Annotated in this window: 18 protein-coding genes and 2 tRNA genes; 13 read left to right on the plus strand and 7 right to left on the minus strand. The window is 60.8% G+C overall.

Annotation, left to right across the window (positions count from 1 at the left end):
• Nucleotides 1-263: 263 nt before the first annotated feature.
• From IB264_RS02550 to pncB, 3 genes are all read left to right on the plus strand, one after another.
• A complete protein-coding gene (locus tag IB264_RS02550) occupies nt 264-1445 on the plus strand; it encodes a polysaccharide biosynthesis/export family protein (protein WP_025425868.1) in 1182 nt (393 codons plus the stop codon).
• A 182-nt stretch (nt 1446-1627) separates the two neighbouring features.
• Nucleotides 1628-2227 (plus strand): bifunctional nicotinamidase/pyrazinamidase, encoded by a 600-nt coding sequence (gene pncA, locus IB264_RS02555; RefSeq protein WP_025425869.1) that lies wholly within the window; start codon nt 1628-1630, stop codon nt 2225-2227.
• A gap of 81 nt (nt 2228-2308) precedes the next feature.
• Nucleotides 2309-3613 (plus strand): nicotinate phosphoribosyltransferase, encoded by a 1305-nt coding sequence (gene pncB, locus IB264_RS02560; protein ID WP_025425870.1) that lies wholly within the window; start codon nt 2309-2311, stop codon nt 3611-3613.
• Nucleotides 3614-4302: 689 nt separating this feature from the next.
• On the opposite strand, the gene IB264_RS02565 is transcribed toward pncB, so the two are convergent.
• Nucleotides 4303-4512 carry a cold-shock protein gene (locus tag IB264_RS02565; protein ID WP_025425871.1) on the minus strand — a complete coding sequence of 70 codons (210 nt, stop codon included), beginning with the start codon at nt 4510-4512 and terminating at the stop codon, nt 4303-4305.
• Between the two features lie 282 nt (nt 4513-4794).
• Nucleotides 4795-4869 (minus strand) — tRNA-Thr (locus IB264_RS02570).
• A gap of 158 nt (nt 4870-5027) precedes the next feature.
• On the opposite strand from IB264_RS02570, the gene IB264_RS35545 reads away from it, so the two are divergent.
• From IB264_RS35545 to IB264_RS02620, 10 genes are all read left to right on the plus strand, one after another.
• Nucleotides 5028-5267 carry a hypothetical protein gene (locus IB264_RS35545; protein WP_025425872.1) on the plus strand — a complete coding sequence of 80 codons (240 nt, stop codon included), beginning with the start codon at nt 5028-5030 and terminating at the stop codon, nt 5265-5267.
• Nucleotides 5268-5427: 160 nt separating this feature from the next.
• Nucleotides 5428-6720 carry a UDP-N-acetylglucosamine 1-carboxyvinyltransferase gene (gene murA / locus IB264_RS02580; RefSeq protein WP_025425873.1) on the plus strand — a complete coding sequence of 431 codons (1293 nt, stop codon included), beginning with the start codon at nt 5428-5430 and terminating at the stop codon, nt 6718-6720.
• Between the two features lie 106 nt (nt 6721-6826).
• On the plus strand, nt 6827-7267 hold the full coding sequence (locus tag IB264_RS02585; protein ID WP_025425874.1) for a DUF2948 family protein: 441 nt from the start codon (nt 6827-6829) through the stop codon (nt 7265-7267).
• A gap of 37 nt (nt 7268-7304) precedes the next feature.
• Nucleotides 7305-8609 (plus strand): histidinol dehydrogenase, encoded by a 1305-nt coding sequence (gene hisD, locus IB264_RS02590; protein WP_025425875.1) that lies wholly within the window; start codon nt 7305-7307, stop codon nt 8607-8609.
• Entirely contained in the window at nt 8606-9082 is a 477-nt protein-coding gene (locus IB264_RS02595) for a UPF0262 family protein (protein WP_025425876.1), read from the plus strand. Before hisD ends, IB264_RS02595 begins: the two co-directional genes overlap by 4 nt.
• Before the next feature lie 14 nt (nt 9083-9096).
• Entirely contained in the window at nt 9097-9564 is a 468-nt protein-coding gene (locus IB264_RS02600) for a low molecular weight phosphatase family protein (protein WP_025425877.1), read from the plus strand.
• Between the two features lie 395 nt (nt 9565-9959).
• Nucleotides 9960-10178: a translation initiation factor IF-1 gene (gene infA, locus IB264_RS02605; RefSeq protein WP_004435948.1), complete on the plus strand. Its 219-nt coding sequence runs from the start codon at nt 9960-9962 to the stop codon at nt 10176-10178.
• Between the two features lie 50 nt (nt 10179-10228).
• Nucleotides 10229-10849: a Maf-like protein gene (locus IB264_RS02610; protein WP_025425878.1), complete on the plus strand. Its 621-nt coding sequence runs from the start codon at nt 10229-10231 to the stop codon at nt 10847-10849.
• A 5-nt stretch (nt 10850-10854) separates the two neighbouring features.
• Nucleotides 10855-11064: a DNA gyrase inhibitor YacG gene (gene yacG / locus IB264_RS02615; protein WP_025425879.1), complete on the plus strand. Its 210-nt coding sequence runs from the start codon at nt 10855-10857 to the stop codon at nt 11062-11064.
• 181 nt (nt 11065-11245) lie between these two features.
• Nucleotides 11246-11321 (plus strand) — tRNA-Phe (locus IB264_RS02620).
• A gap of 911 nt (nt 11322-12232) precedes the next feature.
• Here IB264_RS02620 and IB264_RS02625 read toward each other — a convergent pair.
• From IB264_RS02625 to rhaI, 5 genes are all read right to left on the minus strand, one after another.
• Complete coding sequence (locus tag IB264_RS02625; RefSeq protein ID WP_025425881.1) at nt 12233-12619, minus strand: DUF930 domain-containing protein; 387 nt, start codon at nt 12617-12619, stop codon at nt 12233-12235.
• Between the two features lie 102 nt (nt 12620-12721).
• The gene (locus tag IB264_RS02630) at nt 12722-13183 is read right to left on the minus strand and encodes a YbaK/EbsC family protein (RefSeq protein ID WP_025425882.1); all 462 of its coding nucleotides are present in this window, start codon (nt 13181-13183) and stop codon (nt 12722-12724) included.
• A 104-nt stretch (nt 13184-13287) separates the two neighbouring features.
• Nucleotides 13288-13476: a hypothetical protein gene (locus IB264_RS02635; RefSeq protein ID WP_025425883.1), complete on the minus strand. Its 189-nt coding sequence runs from the start codon at nt 13474-13476 to the stop codon at nt 13288-13290.
• Nucleotides 13477-13553: 77 nt separating this feature from the next.
• Nucleotides 13554-13808, minus strand: coding sequence for a GlsB/YeaQ/YmgE family stress response membrane protein (locus tag IB264_RS02640; protein WP_025425884.1), 255 nt, complete (start codon nt 13806-13808; stop codon nt 13554-13556).
• A gap of 287 nt (nt 13809-14095) precedes the next feature.
• Complete coding sequence (gene rhaI / locus IB264_RS02645; RefSeq protein ID WP_025425885.1) at nt 14096-15391, minus strand: L-rhamnose catabolism isomerase; 1296 nt, start codon at nt 15389-15391, stop codon at nt 14096-14098.
• Nucleotides 15392-15402 lie beyond the last annotated feature (11 nt).

Below are 15402 nucleotides of genomic sequence, written 5' to 3' on the forward strand. Positions count from 1 at the left end.
GTACCTAGCTTTCAAGTCCAATGGCCTAACATATACATGCCCAGAACCTTCATCCAAGACAAATCGGGCCGCAAACCCGTCAAGGTGTAGGAGGTATGACCGGAAAGGCGCAGGGCCAATTATTTTGCTCGTCTTCGTCTGCAAGTGACTTGTTGTGAGACGGCTATTGTGCTTTTCAGAGACCGGCGGATTCCCGACCGGGAGATCATGCGGTGCAGAACTATGAACAGAATCATGGCTGTGCCGAATTCGGAGTGTCTTAGTTGAAACGTGTAGCTGCCCTTCTGCTTTCTACCGCGCTTGCGGGATGTCAGGCTGTTCCGGGCGAGGGGCCGCTGGCCGGGGCCATTGTTGCGGATGCCGGCCAATCCGGCGCCGAAATCGGTCGAAAGAACGCCACCGTATTTGATATCGTCGATGTGACCGGTCAGTCCGCACGCCTTGTTTCCGACTACGTGTCGTCGACGCTCAACCGCCGGTTCGGTATCGGCGGCGGTGTGGGCCGGGTCGTCATCGGTGTTGGCGACGCTCTGAAAGTATCGATCTTCGAGGCCGGCAGCGACGGTCTGTTCTCGACGCAGGACTCCAAACAGACAAGCATCGACCTCGTCGTCCAGCCGGACGGCAAGGCAGCCATCCCCTATGTCGGCTCGGTCCGATTTGCCGGCCTGACGCTGGAACAGGCGCGCCAGGAAATCCTGGAAGCGCTGAAGCAGAAGGCGGTCGAGCCTGATGTCATCGTCACGAGCATGAGCACCGCCTCGCGCAACGTCACCGTTTCGGGCGCTGTCGGCAAGTCCGCAGTCGTCCCGCTCAGCCTCGTCGACGAGACGATCAACGAGGTCATCGCCAAGGCGGGCGGCCCCGTGGCGCAGCCCTACGAGACCTATGTCACGCTGGTGCGCGGCAAGAAGACCGGCACGGTTCTCCTGAAGTCGATCATCGAGAACCCGTCTGAAAACATCCATGTGAAGCCGGGAGACCAGATCTTCGTTGCGCGCGATCCGCGCCGCTTCACTATCCTTGGCGCCGTCAAGGCCAACCAGCGCGTCGAGTTCGGCGCCAACGACCTCAACCTGCTGGAAGCCATGGGACTTGCCGGCGGCGGTTCCGACTATGCGCTCGACATGAAGGGCTACTTCATCTTCCGCTACGAAGAGCCGGATGTCGTCATGAGCCTTCTCGGCCAGCAGCGCTTCAACGAGATGTTGCGCAAGGGCATGCAGACGGACAGCCAGGGGCGCTATCCGATCGTCTACCGCTTCGACATGAGCAAGCCGGACAGCCTGATCGTCGGCCAGACCTTCCCGATCAAGAATCGCGACGTGATCTATGCCTCGCGTCATCCGTCGGTGGACTTCTCGAAGTTCCTGAACTTCGTGGCGCAGCCGGTCGGCATTGCCAATTCCGGCTTCTCCATCGCCGACAACCTCAACGGCAACTGATCCAATTCAGGCTGCAGTTCTTGAGAGGGCGCCGACCGTGGTCAGCGCCCTTTTTCTATGTGCGTCAAGGATCGTGCCGTGGGGTGTCGAAGCAGGTTGCCGTCGCTCAAATTCTGTGATTGATCTTGGACTTAAATCGATTTTGGTGATCGATAGGGATTGGTCCGCTCAAGGGGAAAGCGATGGCTGGTGAGGCGTTGATCGTCGTCGACGTGCAAAACGATTTTTGCCCGGGCGGAGCGCTTGCCGTTTCCGGCGGCGATGAGATCGTGCCTGCGGTCAACGATCTGATCGGGAGGTTCGAGCATGTGGTGCTGACGCAGGATTGGCATCCGGTCGGCCATTCGAGCTTCGCATCCGTCCATTCGGGAAAAGCGCCGTTCGAGACGGTAACGATGTCCTATGGCGAGCAAACGCTTTGGCCGGACCATTGTGTTCAGGGCAGTACCGGCGCCGACTTTCACCCATCGCTGAAATGGACACGCGCCGAACTGGTGATCCGCAAGGGCTTTCGCACCGGCATCGACAGCTATTCCGCCTTCTTCGAGAATGATCGCCGGACGCCGACCGGGCTGACTGGCTACCTCAGGGATCGCGGTATCGGCAGCGTTACCTTGTGCGGCCTGGCGACCGATTTCTGCGTCGCCTTTTCCGCGCTCGACGCCGTGGCCCAGGGGTTTTCAACCTCCGTCGTGCTTGATGCCTCCAGGGGTATCGATCTCAACGGTTCGCTCTCCGCCATGATCACGCGCATGCGGCAAGCCGGCGTGCGTATGCTTTAGCCATGCAGCAATTCAAAGTGCTACAGCGACCTTTGCGCGTCTCATAAGACGCGCTGCGCTGTAAGAGGAGCAATTCCTAAGATGACCAAGACCGATATCGCCAGGCGCGTCTACAATCATGCCTGGAAGCTCGACCCGATCGTGCGCAGCCTGCTCGACACGGATTTCTACAAGCTTTTGATGCTGCAGATGATCTGGCAGCTCTATCCGGATGTAGACGCGACCTTCTCGCTGATCAACCGGACCAAGACCGTGCGCCTGGCCGACGAGATCGACGAAAATGAACTGCGCGAGCAACTCGATCATGCGCGCGAGTTGCGGTTCTCCAAGAAGGAGATGATCTGGCTTGCCGGTAACTCGTTCTACGGTCGCAAGCAGATTTTCTCGCCGGAGTTCCTCGCCTGGCTCGCAAAATTCCGCCTGCCGGATTACGAGCTGTCGCGACGCGACGGCCAGTTCGAGCTGACCTTCCGTGGGCGCTGGGCCGAGACCACCATGTGGGAGATCCCGGCGCTGGCGATCATCAACGAGCTGCGCTCGCGCTCGGCCATGAAAGGGCTCGGCCCCTTCACGCTCGATGTGCTCTATGCCCGTGCCAAGGCGAAGATGTGGTCGAAGGTCGAGCGCCTCAGGCAGTATCCCAACCTGCGGATTTCGGATTTCGGCACGCGAAGGCGCCACAGCTTCCTGTGGCAGCGCTGGTGCGTCGAGGCATTGAAGGAAGGCATCGGTGCATCCTTCTCCGGCTCCAGCAACGTGCTTCTGGCGATGGATACGGACCTGGAGGCGCTCGGCACCAACGCGCATGAATTGCCGATGGTGGCAGCTGCACTTGCCCGCACCGATGCCGAACTCGCCGCCGCACCCTATAAGGTGCTGCAGGACTGGAATCAGCTCTACGGCGGCAATCTCTTGATCGTGCTTCCCGATGCCTTCGGCACGGCCGCGTTCCTGCGCGATGCGCCGGCATGGGTGGCGGACTGGACCGGCTTTCGTCCGGACAGCGCCCCGCCGATCGAAGGCGGCGAGAAAATTCTCGCCTGGTGGAAGAAGATGGGGCGCGACCCGCGTGAAAAACTGCTCATCTTCTCCGATGGTCTCGATGTCGAAACGATCATCGAAACCTACAGGCATTTCGAGGGACGCGTGCGCATGAGCTTTGGTTGGGGAACGAACCTCACCAATGACTTTGCCGATTGCGCGCCGACGGAGATCAAGGGCCTCAATCCGATATCGATCGTCTGCAAGGTCAGCGACGCTGATGGCCGGCCGGCGGTCAAGCTGTCGGACAACCCCCGCAAGGCGACCGGCGACGCGGCCGAGGTGCAGCGCTATCTGAAGTTCTTCGGGAGCGAGGATTTCGTCGAGCAGGCCGTCAAGGTCTGACGGCGGTCGTTTGGACAAAAAGAAACCGGCGCGAGCCGGTTTCAAAAGGGGATTTAAGCGTTGCGATTGTCCATCATCGCGATGTCAAATCTAGGGACAGAATCTTAAGGTTGCGTTAAGGCGCATCTTTCGATGTCTGCAACTACAAATTAAATCTTCCGCTTGAGCGTTTCGATCGAGCGATCTCCTCAGGTTTCCTGAGCGACCCATCAGAACACGAACATGTAAAGCAGAACGATGACGATCAGGGGTACGCCCATGAGCCAGAGAACGATGCCTTTCATTTCAAGACCTCCACGTCGTTGCCGTTGAATTGGTAACGCAGGCTGGCGGGAAACGTTCCCTGTCTCAAGCAGGTCACGCAAGAGTGCCCAGCGGTTGGCGATAACCGCTGAGAGGCAACTGGACTTTAAATTGCGACGAGCTGATCTTGGAGATCGCGCCCGCATTTTGGGATTGAAGCGTTGCCGCGCGGAATATCAAACAGGGTCGTCTGACGACGCCGTAACATCGAGAAATCGCTTCATAATTCCACCTCGATGCGTCGCCGGTTTGAGGTGGAATTATCCAGTCGCCGGTGACAACAGGGCAATAAAAAAGGCCGGGCGAACCCGACCTTCCCATTCGCTGCACTGCCGCTGCCCGCAAATCTGCGTCCGGCGACGACGCGCGAAAATGACTTGGCCTAATTACTTGGCCTGCAGGTTGTCTGCAGAAGACTTGCCGGTCTTGCGGTCGCGCGTCAGCTCGTAGCTGATCTGCTGACCTTCGTTGAGGCCGGAAAGGCCTGCGCGCTGAACGGCCGAAATGTGAACGAACACGTCCGGGCTGCCGTCGTCAGGCTGGATGAAGCCGAAACCCTTGGTGCTGTTGAACCACTTTACTGTGCCTGTAGCCATGACGATTCCCTTTCAATCGCTCGTAATAGACATTTCCGGAAAAAACCTCCGGATCAGGATAACCGATTTTGAAGAGGGAAGTCCGTCTCTCACGCGCTTAGGGCGCCGACACAAAGTTCGTCAGCAATATCGATTTCCGCCAAATAGGAGCTGAATGTGACGATTGCAAGGCTTTGTTCGCCCATGTCTGGACGGGTTGAGCGGCTATGCACATGTGCGTGTTCATCGCGGTGCAACGGTGGCGAATAGCGCCATGGTTTTGAGGCAAAATAGAAGGAAAACTGGTGCTGCTAGAGAGATTTGAACTCTCGGCCTCTCCCTTACCAAGGGAGTGCTCTACCCCTGAGCTATAGCAGCATCTCGCGGCCGGTTCGTTGACAAGCCGCATCAAGCGAGGCGCCTATTGCCATAGCTGGACGGGGAGCGCAAGCCGCATTTCGAAGTTTTCGCTGTTGTTCCGTGAGAAAATCGGTTTCGGCTTCCGAAGCCCCTGCTTTTGCGCTAAAGCATCGCCCATGCAAACAGACGACAAGAAAAGCGCCAAGGGCGAGGTTTCGCCGCAGGAGCAGCAGGCGACTGCGCCGACGCGCAAGAAGAAAGATACGACCGAGTCGGATCTGAGAAAGGCGCGCCTTGCCAAGACCCTGCGCGACAATCTCCAGCGCCGTAAACAGCAGATGCGCGCGCGCCGTTCCGGCGCCCCCGACGAAGCGATTGGTCTGCCTGCCGCAAAAACGGACGAATCCGAAGATTAGTACGACGAGGGAGGGGCTGCCGTTCGGCATTCCCCCACGCATGCAGGCGTCTGCCTTGCGTTCAAGGCACTTCTAATTTCGCGGCGTCTCCACTAAAGAGGCGCCTTCAGACACACTTCATTTTTTTGGAAAGGCGGGCCAAGCCCGTTCGAGAGGCCTCATGGATCGCATCAGGATTGTAGGCGGGAATGAACTTCACGGGGTCATCCCGATCTCCGGCGCGAAGAATGCGGCCCTGCCGCTGATGATCGCATCGCTTTTGACCGATGACACGCTGACGCTGGAAAACGTTCCGCATCTGGCCGACGTCGAGCAGCTGATCCGCATCCTCGGCAACCATGGCGTCGATATCTCGGTCAACGGCCGGCGCGAGCGCCAGGGCGAAAGCTACGCCCGCACGATCCATTTCACCTGCCGCAACATCGTCGACACCACCGCGCCTTATGAGCTGGTGTCGAAGATGCGCGCAAGCTTCTGGGTCATTGGCCCGCTGCTCGCACGCGAAGGCAAGGCCCGCGTGTCGCTGCCGGGCGGTTGCGCCATCGGCACGCGCCCGGTCGATCTGTTCATCGAGGGTCTTCAGGCGCTGAGCGCCAACATCGAGATCGACAGCGGCTACGTTAACGCGACGGCGCCGGCAGGTGGCCTGATCGGTGCCCGCTACACCTTCCCGAAGGTTTCCGTCGGTGCCACCCACGTGCTGATGATGGCGGCGACGCTCGCCAACGGCACCACCGTGCTCGGCAACGCCGCGCGCGAGCCCGAAGTCGTCGACCTAGCCAATTGCCTGAACGCCATGGGCGCCAAGATCACCGGCCAGGGCACGGCGACGATCACCATCGAGGGCGTGCGCTCGCTGTCCGGCGCGCGTCACCGCGTGCTGCCCGACCGTATCGAGACCGGCACCTACGCCATGGCCGTTGCCATGACCGGCGGCGACGTCATCCTCGAAGACACGGATATGGCGCTGCTTGACACCGCACTCGAGGCGATCCGCCGGGCCGGCGCTGAAATCACGCCGACCAACAGCGGCATCCGCGTCGTGCGCAATGGCGCCGGCATCAAGCCGGTCGATATCGTCACCGATCCGTTCCCCGGATTCCCGACCGACCTGCAGGCGCAGTTCATGGGTCTGATGACCAAGTCGAACGGCGTTTCGCACATCACCGAGACGATCTTCGAAAACCGTTTCATGCACGTGCAGGAACTGGCGCGCCTCGGCGCCAAGATCTCGCTGTCGGGCCAGACGGCCAAGATCGAGGGCGTCAGCCGGCTGAAGGGCGCCCCCGTGATGGCGACCGACCTGCGCGCCTCGGTGTCGCTGGTCATCGCCGGTCTTGCGGCGGAAGGCGAAACCATGGTGTCGCGCGTCTACCATCTCGACCGCGGTTTCGAGCGGCTGGAAGAAAAGCTCACCCGTTGCGGCGCTCACGTCGAGCGTGTCAGCGACTGATTTTAGCCGTCGCGCCTGATGCCGTTGCGGTTTCAGGCGCGACGTCCTATGTCCATTTCAATTGTGGCACGCAAAATGTGCGACGAAAGCGAAAGGAATGGATCGCATGGATGGTCTGAAGCTGCTGGCGCTCGATGAAGAGGACCTGGCCGTCGTCTCCGCCCACGTCCAGGATGCCGTGTTCAAGGTTTCCGGACTGGAATACGACGCACGCCGCAAGCAGTTTTCGCTCATCGTCAACCGGTTCGTCTGGGAGATGGCCGACGGCAAGCGGCGTTCGTTCGAGCGCCGGCGCGCCGTGCTCCTGTTCAAGCGGGTGAGCGCCGTGCGCTCGCTTGGCTTCGACCGCCGCAACGGCGAGGCCGTGCTCGATCTGCTGGCGGTGACGTTCACGGTCGCCGGCGAGGGGCCGGAAGGCGCCGTCGAACTGGTGCTTGCCGGCGAAGCTTCGATCGCCCTTGATGTGGAATGCATCGAGGTGCAGCTTGCGGATACCGGCGGAGCATGGGAAACCGCTTTCAAGCCCCGGCATCCCGAAGGCGTTTGAAACCCGCGACACAGGCATACCACAAGGACATTTTGCGTTGGCAATCAGGCTGAACTATCTCGACGGTAACTTCGAACAGCAGTTCGCGGCATTCCTGACCACCAAGCGCGAAGTTTCCGAGGACGTCAACGCCGCGGTCAAGGCGATCATCGACGATGTTCGCCTGCGCGGCGACGAGGCGGTGGCGGAATATTCCGCCCGCTTCGACGGCATCGACTTTGCAACGACCCCGATGGCCGTCAGCGCCGAGGAAATCGATGCGGCGATCCAGGCCGTTGAGCCGGAAGTGCTGGGCGCGCTCAAGGTTGCCGCCGTCCGCATCGAGGCGCACCACGCCCGCCAGCGGCCGAAGGACGATATCTACGAGGATACGATGGGCGTCGGCCTCGGCTCGCGCTGGACGGCGGTCGACGCCGTCGGGCTTTACGTGCCTGGCGGCACGGCGAGCTACCCAAGCTCGGTGCTGATGAACGCGCTGCCGGCCAAGGTCGCCGGCGTCGAGCGCATCGTCATGGTCGTGCCGGCAAACGGCGGCAAGATCAACCCGGCGGTGCTGGCAGCTGCGCGTCTGGCCGGTGTCGAGGAAATCTACCGTATTGGCGGCGCGCAGGCGATCGCCGCCCTTGCTTATGGCACCGCGACCGTCGCGCCGGTGGCAAAGGTCGTCGGCCCGGGCAATGCCTATGTCGCCGCCGCCAAGCGCCAGGTTTTCGGCACCGTCGGCATCGACATGATTGCTGGCCCGTCCGAGGTGCTCGTCATCGCCGACCGCGAAAACAATCCGGACTGGATCGCCGCCGACCTCCTGGCGCAGGCCGAGCACGATGTCGGCGCCCAGTCGATCCTGATCACGGATGACGCGGCCTTCGGCGAGGCGGTCGAAGCGGCGGTCGAACGTCAGCTGAAAACCCTGCCGCGCGCAGAGACCGCATCGGCGAGCTGGCGCGATTTCGGCGCGATCATCCTGGTGCCGGACCTCGAAAAGGCCATACCGCTTGCAAACCGCATTGCCGCCGAGCATCTGGAGCTGGCGCTTGCCGATCCCGAGCCGATGGTCGCCAAGATCCGCAATGCCGGCGCCATCTTTGTCGGACGCCACACGCCCGAAGTCATCGGTGACTATGTCGGTGGCTCGAACCACGTACTGCCGACGGCGCGCTCGGCGCGGTTCTCCTCCGGTCTCGGCGTTCTCGACTACATGAAGCGCACGTCGATCCTGCGCCTCGACGCGGAGCAGCTTCGCATCCTCGGCCCTGCAGCAATCGCGCTGGCGCGGTCGGAAGGCCTTGAGGCTCATGCGCGCTCCGTCGCCATTCGCCTCAATCTCGGGGATGCGGGATGAAGGCAGACCGCAACCAGCGCCTCTGCGACGTCGTATTGGACGAGACGATCGGCCGTTCGACGCCCGACGTGGAGCATGAGCGCGCGGTTGCGATCTTCGACCTTCTCGAAGAAAACCTGTTCGAACCGGTCGGCCACCCGGGCGGCCCCTACAAGCTCAACCTTTCTCTCATGGACGCCAAGCTGGTCTTTGCGATCTCCACCGAGAAAGGATCTGACGTCGCCACCCATATTCTCTCGCTGACGCCGTTTCGCCGGATCGTGAAGGACTACTTCATGATCTGCGAGAGCTATTACGAAGCGATCCGCTCGGCGACGCCGAGTCAGATCGAAGCGATCGACATGGGTCGCCGCGGCATCCACAACGAGGGCTCGCAGACGCTGATGGACCGCCTGTCGGGCAAGATCCGGCTAGATTTCGACACCGCCCGCCGCCTGTTCACGCTCGTCTGCGTGCTCTACTGGCGCGGATGACGGCGGAGACCGGGATGACGGCAACCGCGACGCCTCAACCGACAAGGCCCCGTTCCGTTCTCTTCATGTGCGGCATGAACGCAATCCGCTCGCCGATGGCCGAGGCACTCGCCAAGGCCGCCCTGCCGGCGGGAACCTATGTCACCTCCGCCGGCGTGCGCCACGGTGAGCGCGATCCCTTCGTCGATGTCGTGCTCGACGAGATCGGCCTGTCGATCGGGCGGCATCAGCCGCGCACCCTGGACGAGCTCGAGGACGACTATTTCGACCTCATCGTCACGCTGGCGCCCGAGGCCCATCACATGGCGCTGGAATTGACTCGCTCCATGGCCGTCGACGTGGTCTATTGGCCGACACCTGACCCGACGGTTGCCACCGGCACGCGCGAACAGATTGTCGATGCCTATCGCGCCGTTCGCGATCACCTTGCCACTCTGATTAATCGCCGTCTGGTAGTAGCGCCCGCGGGCGAAAAAGCTTAATACCAACCTGCGCTGATATTGACCTATTGCGTGCGACCGTATGCGGTCCTCCGGCAAGGAGCATATCTGAGAGCGATGCCTGGGCATCGGTCGAGGATTGCGACGCTGCCGGCGGCCGACAGACGGCCCACCCGAAGGGCCGGGCGCTTTTGGTCTCCGACAGCGTCGACAATCCTCACCGGACTGCTCGGGTCCGGTTGCGGTTTTCTCCTTGCCGGAAACCAAAATCGCTCCGGCGCAATCGATCAATATCAGCGCAGGTTGGTATAAGGCAGTACAAAAGCTGAAAAGCCGGCGCAAAGCGGTTCACAAATCCTCGTCGATTGTGTAGTTTCCGGCGAATTTTTCGGGATGCGTGTCGTATCCCCGAACAAACACAGAAAGAACAGTCCTACATGGCGAAAGAAGAAGTCCTCGAATTCCCGGGCGTGGTCACGGAATTGCTTCCCAATGCGACCTTCCGCGTGAAGCTCGAAAATGAACATGAAATTATTGCCCACACCGCAGGCCGCATGCGCAAGAACCGTATCCGCGTTCTGGCCGGCGACAAGGTGCTCGTCGAAATGACGCCCTATGACCTGACCAAGGGTCGCATCACCTACCGCTTCAAGTAAACCGCCCGACAGGTGGCTTCATCATATTTCTGGGGTGACGGCGCGTTCCGATGACAACGGCTCAAAAACTGATACTGGCGTCCGGTTCGCCGCGTCGCGTCGAGCTTTTGGCCCAGGCAGGTATCGAGCCTGCGCGCCTGATGCCGATGGATCTCGACGAAACGCCGAAGCGCTCCGAGCATCCGCGCTCGCTGGCGCGTCGTCTCTCGGCTGAAAAGGCCAAGGCGGCGCTGGCTGCAATCAAGGGTGAAGCCGGTTGGGATGGCAGCTATATTCTGGCGGCCGACACCGTCGTCTGCGTCGGTCGGCGCATCCTGCCGAAGCCGGAACTCGTCAGCGAAGCCTCGAGCGCCCTGCATCTTTTGTCGGGCCGCAGCCACCGCGTCTATACCGGTGTTTGCCTGATCACACCCGACAAGACGTTGCGCCAGAAGGTGGTCGACACCAAGGTCCGCTTCAAGCGCCTTTCCGGTTTTGACATCGAGAGCTATCTTGCCTCCGGCCAATGGCGCGGCAAGGCAGGCGCCTATGGCATCCAGGGCATTGCCGGCAGCTTTGTGGTCAAGCTCGTCGGCTCCTACAGCAACGTCGTCGGCCTGCCGCTCTACGAGACGGTCGGCCTGCTGGTCGGTGAAGGCTACGACGTTCACAATCGCTGGCTGGAAGGCTGAAGGCAGTGACTGACGAAGACAAGAAAAGCGGCTCGAACGTAGCACCTCTGCGCGCCCCGCGTCCTTGCCCCGAATGCGGCCGCCCATCGCACCGCGAGCACTATCCCTTCTGCTCGGACCGCTGCCGCAATGTCGACCTCAACCGCTGGCTCTCGGGCTCCTACGCCATTCCCGTCGCAGACGACGAGGCGAAAGCGGACGACGACGATCGCTGACCGCGATCTGCCTGAATATCCACGGTTTTTTGGCTTTTTCCACTAACTTTGAAATTCCTGCCAAAAAACTTTCATTTGGTGCTGGACACCGCCGAACAAGATGTTATAACCCCGCTCGCTTCCGGGGCACAGACAACGCCCCGAGGGCTCCGAGAGGAGCCGCTGCCCGCAACGGCAGGATGCCCGGATAGCTCAGTTGGTAGAGCAGCGGATTGAAAATCCGCGTGTCGGTGGTTCAAATCCGCCTCCGGGCACCATTCATAATTGCATGGTTTCCTTTGATTTTTAGCCTCTTGATTTAGTCGGTCGCTTGCCGCGTCTAGGCAGGTCTTTTCAGCGTTCTGGAAGTTTCCGTTCTTCCTTCTGCTCACTTCCTTTTTGAAGTCAGCAATGGTGCGTGTCGCAGATGGTAGCCACGTCGAACCTCGCCGCCTCCTCCAACCGAATGTGGCGGGTCTCTAGGGCACGGTCACACTGGCAGGAGCATATCGGGGCAGGGGTGGCTGCTTCCCCTTGCCGATGCAAAGCCGGAGCCGAAGAAGCCGTAATCTTAGCGCTGACGCCCTTACAAGGGCTAGGGCGCGGTCTGTGACTGCGCTCTGATGCAAGCTGCTTCCGATACCCTGCCGCCACCTTATTCAGCCAAGCGGCGATTTTTTCACCTGGCTCTGTCGCCGCCATCCCGCCATGCGGCTGGTATTCCGCATGGGCCCGAAGGGCGCCGCGCCACCTATCCACCCAACACCGCAGACAATGAGATTAACCAATTGTTAACCATGTCGGCGCAACCTGAAACACTGTTGGCAGATTGTGCACCGATCTGGTGGGATCGTGTCAGTCAGGCGTTTCGAGCTTGGAATATACCGGGCATGCCGCGCCCCAAAAGCAGACGAATTCGTTCATTCCTGAGGGAGTAGAGGCAAGGGTGTACGAAATGGCAGATCACATGATGAAGATGCTGATGAGCATCATGGCAGCGCTGTCGCTTGGCTCGCTGCTGTTTCTGATGGCCGTTCTCTAAAGCGCGTCGCGATTTCCAGGATCCGCTTGTCGCGCTTCAAGCTCTTGTTCTTTCGCATGTCATCGCGAAAGCGCTGCACATTTTTGCGCGACATTTCTGGTGACGGCGAAAAGCTCGGGCGTTTGCGCGCACCCGCGGTCCGGTCTGTCAGGGATAGAGGTAGAACTCGTCCCAGTTCTCGCGCGGCACGAGATCGCCGATCTTATATTCGAAGGACAGGATGCCCAGGTGCTCCGCGTCGGTGCGGCACTTGAATTTTAGCTTGTACCATTCCCCCTTGCTGCGGAAAACCGCGCCCGGCGCCTTCATCTTGTCTTCCTTCATGACCGGTTCGGCGAAGGTGTAGGCGATCACCTTGTCGGGCTTGAAGGTCGTCTTGTCGGCGTTGATGCGCTCCATCGCCTCGGTGTCGCAGCGCTGTTCCAGGCGGGTCTGCGGGTCAAGCTTTTCGAACTGGCGCACCAGGGACTGATCCATCGCCAGCGCCGGGGAAAATGTGGCGGCGAAGATGAGCGGGTACGCGACTATCTTCATGCTCGACGGACTCCTGATTCTGGAAAGGGCCGCGCCCGGCAAATCACTGCCGGAGTGCGCCTGCGGTTTCAGTTAAGCTTTGTGGCCATTCCAAGGCACGGATTACGTTTCCGAAACGTCGATCCATTCGGCGCCGGTCAATTCGACGATACGCTGCGGATTGATGTGAACGGCGGCATTGGTGGCGCCAGCGGCAGGAACGACGATGTCGTAGGCTTTCAGCGACAGGTCGCAATAGATGCTGTGGGGCTTGGCAAGGCCGAACGGGCAGACGCCGCCGACTGGATGACCGGTCTCCGCCTCGACCTCGTCGAAGCCGAGCATGCGGGCCTTGGTGCCGAAGCGGGCTTTGTATTTCTTGTTGTCGAGCCGCGCGTCACCGCGCGTGACGATGAGGATCACGTCGTCGCCGACGCGGAGCGCCAATGTCTTGGCGATCTGTGCCGGTTCGACGCCATGGCCCTCGGCGGCAAGTGCCACTGTTGCCGTGCTCTGCTCGAGTTCGATGACGTCGATGTCGGGGGCGTGCTGCGAGAAGAACTGTTTGACGGATGTAAGGCTCATGGTGGGTCTTCAGGCTCTGGAAATGGCTTCATGAAAAAAAGTCGAGCGGACGAACGCTTGGAGAGGCGTCGAGCGCCAAGGGTGCTGCCGCCGGCAGGAATGCCTCAATCGTCGTTGGAGGCGTCAAGGTCTTCCGGGCGTCTGCCTTCCTGCTGCGGCGGCAGGTAGCCATGGGTCGTGAACCAGTTTTCGAGGATCGCCGCGATCGCCTGCTCGCGTGTGAGCTTGCCGGGATGGTCGGCCATGAACGCCTTCAGCGCCGTTTCGATATTGTCGGAGTTCGGCTCGCTCATGGTGATTTCCTTCCGTTGGACTGGCACGGCCCGCCGGGTCGGCGAGCCATGCGGTATGGTCGCGTGGCGGTGGTTCGTCACGCCTGTTTGACGATGCGGATCAGCACCAGCAGGATCACTGCGCCGATCGTCGCGTGCAGGATCGCCGAAAGCACGCCCGATCCAAGGCTGATACCGATGGCGGGAAAGAGGAAGCCGGCGATGAAGGCGCCGATGATGCCCACGACCATGTTGCCGATCAGGCCGAAGCCGAACCCCTTGACGATCAAGCCGGCAAGCCAGCCGGCGATCGCTCCGACAATCAGGAATACGAGAATGCTTTCGATACCCATGAATGGTTCCCTTTCCGTTGGACCTAGAAGGGAAAGATAGACCAGGATTTCAAATCAGATAGGGGGCAATTTCATCGCGCGATGATTTTTTGCAGGAATGCGAAGCATTTGTGCGGGACAATCCGGCGCCGTCCGTCAAACAGGGCGCACAAAAGGCCGCGGTCACGCTCGCTTTATGATCCGCCTACGAGATCGGAGCCGATCCGCGAGACGATATCAATCGTGCGTGAAAATGCCGGGCAGCAATCGCTGCCCGGCATTTAGATTGTGGGATGGGGGAGTGGATCTCAGACGATGCCGCCGCCACCGCCGGCAACGGCCGGCCGCTCGCCGGCCACCTTGGCGCGATAGCCGCTCGCCCGATAGGTCGCAACCGGCGCAATCGCCCCGCCGCTTTCGAAGCGCGCCATCGCCAGGATCGGCTCGACGTCGGTGCGAAACGCGGTCTTCAGCGTTTCCGCCGCCATCAGTGCATCATTGTCCTGCTGGAAGCTGTCGAGCGCTGTGCGGTCGACGATGAGGGCCTGTGCATAGGCGCGGCAGACCTCCATCGCGCTCGTCATCAGGCTTTCGATCGGATCGGTGACATTGTGGCTCTGGTCGAGCATATGGGCCGGATCGAAGCCTTTGGCACCCCGCGTCTCGGCATCGACGAGTTCATTGAAGACGAGGAACAGGCGATAGGGGTCGATCGAGCCGGTATCGAGGTCGTCGTCGCCATATTTCGAATCGTTGAAGTGGAAACCACCGAGTTTCCTGAACTGGATCAGCCGGGCGACGATCATCTCGATGTTGACGTTCGGCGCGTGGTGGCCAAGGTCGACCAGGCAGAAGGCCTTGGGTCCAAGTTCCTGGGCGATCAGGTAGTTGGTGCCCCAGTCCTGCACCACGGTCGAATAGAAGGCCGGCTCGAACATCTTGTGTTCGGTGAAGACGCGCCAGTCCTCGGGCAGTGCGGCATAGACCGCTTTCATCGCATCGAGATAACGCTCGAACGATCTGGTGAAGTTGCTCTGGCCGGGAAAGTTGGAGCCGTCTCCGACCCAGACCGTCAGTGCCTTCGAGCCGAGCTGTCGGCCGATGTCGATGCATTCGAGATTGTGCTCGACCGCTTGGGCGCGCGTGGCCGCGTCGCTGTGCGACAACGATCCGAACTTGTAGGAATGTGCCTGTCCGGGCGCATCCGAGAAGGTGTTCGAGTTCATCGCGTCGAAGCCGAGGCCGAGGGCGGCACCTTTCTGCTTCAGTTCCTGGAGATCGCTGACCTTGTCCCACGGGATGTGCAGCGAGACGTTGGGCGTTGCCCGTGTCAGCTGCTGGATGACGGCGCAATCCTCCAGCTTGTCGAAGATATTGCGCGGCTCGCCCTTGCCGGGGAAGCGGGCAAAGCGGGTGCCGCCGGTGCCGACCCCCCAGGAGGGGACTGCGACGCCATAGGCCGCAACCTTGCGCTTGATGGCGTCGACGTCGATGCCGCGGCGCGCCAGCCTTTCGCCAAGGCTTTCATAGTCCTGGCGAAGTGCCGCCTCGCGGCGCTCGTTCTCTGCGTCAAGGATGGTCTTGCCGATCATGGTGGTGCTCATCAAAATCTCCG

It is taken from the genome of Ensifer sp. ENS11 (assembly GCF_014851895.1).
GTDB lineage: Bacteria > Pseudomonadota > Alphaproteobacteria > Rhizobiales > Rhizobiaceae > Ensifer > Ensifer canadensis.

Bases quoted from the DNA above. Each gene is read 5' to 3' on its own strand.
- pncA (WP_025425869.1), top strand. From the start codon at position 1,628: ATGGCTGGTGAGGCGTTGATCGTCGTCGACGTGCAAAACGATTTTTGC.
- IB264_RS02600 (WP_025425877.1), top strand. From the start codon at position 9,097: ATGACGGCAACCGCGACGCCTCAACCGACAAGGCCCCGTTCCGTTCTC.
- IB264_RS02610 (WP_025425878.1), top strand. From the start codon at position 10,229: ATGACAACGGCTCAAAAACTGATACTGGCGTCCGGTTCGCCGCGTCGC.
- IB264_RS02595 (WP_025425876.1), top strand. From the start codon at position 8,606: ATGAAGGCAGACCGCAACCAGCGCCTCTGCGACGTCGTATTGGACGAG.
- IB264_RS02565 (WP_025425871.1), bottom strand. From the start codon at position 4,512: ATGGCTACAGGCACAGTAAAGTGGTTCAACAGCACCAAGGGTTTCGGC.
- IB264_RS35545 (WP_025425872.1), top strand. From the start codon at position 5,028: ATGCAAACAGACGACAAGAAAAGCGCCAAGGGCGAGGTTTCGCCGCAG.
- IB264_RS02630 (WP_025425882.1), bottom strand. From the start codon at position 13,183: ATGAGCCTTACATCCGTCAAACAGTTCTTCTCGCAGCACGCCCCCGAC.
- pncB (WP_025425870.1), top strand. From the start codon at position 2,309: ATGACCAAGACCGATATCGCCAGGCGCGTCTACAATCATGCCTGGAAG.
- rhaI (WP_025425885.1), bottom strand. From the start codon at position 15,391: ATGAGCACCACCATGATCGGCAAGACCATCCTTGACGCAGAGAACGAG.
- infA (WP_004435948.1), top strand. From the start codon at position 9,960: ATGGCGAAAGAAGAAGTCCTCGAATTCCCGGGCGTGGTCACGGAATTG.
- murA (WP_025425873.1), top strand. From the start codon at position 5,428: ATGGATCGCATCAGGATTGTAGGCGGGAATGAACTTCACGGGGTCATC.
- IB264_RS02585 (WP_025425874.1), top strand. From the start codon at position 6,827: ATGGATGGTCTGAAGCTGCTGGCGCTCGATGAAGAGGACCTGGCCGTC.
- IB264_RS02635 (WP_025425883.1), bottom strand. From the start codon at position 13,476: ATGAGCGAGCCGAACTCCGACAATATCGAAACGGCGCTGAAGGCGTTC.
- IB264_RS02625 (WP_025425881.1), bottom strand. From the start codon at position 12,619: ATGAAGATAGTCGCGTACCCGCTCATCTTCGCCGCCACATTTTCCCCG.
- IB264_RS02640 (WP_025425884.1), bottom strand. From the start codon at position 13,808: ATGGGTATCGAAAGCATTCTCGTATTCCTGATTGTCGGAGCGATCGCC.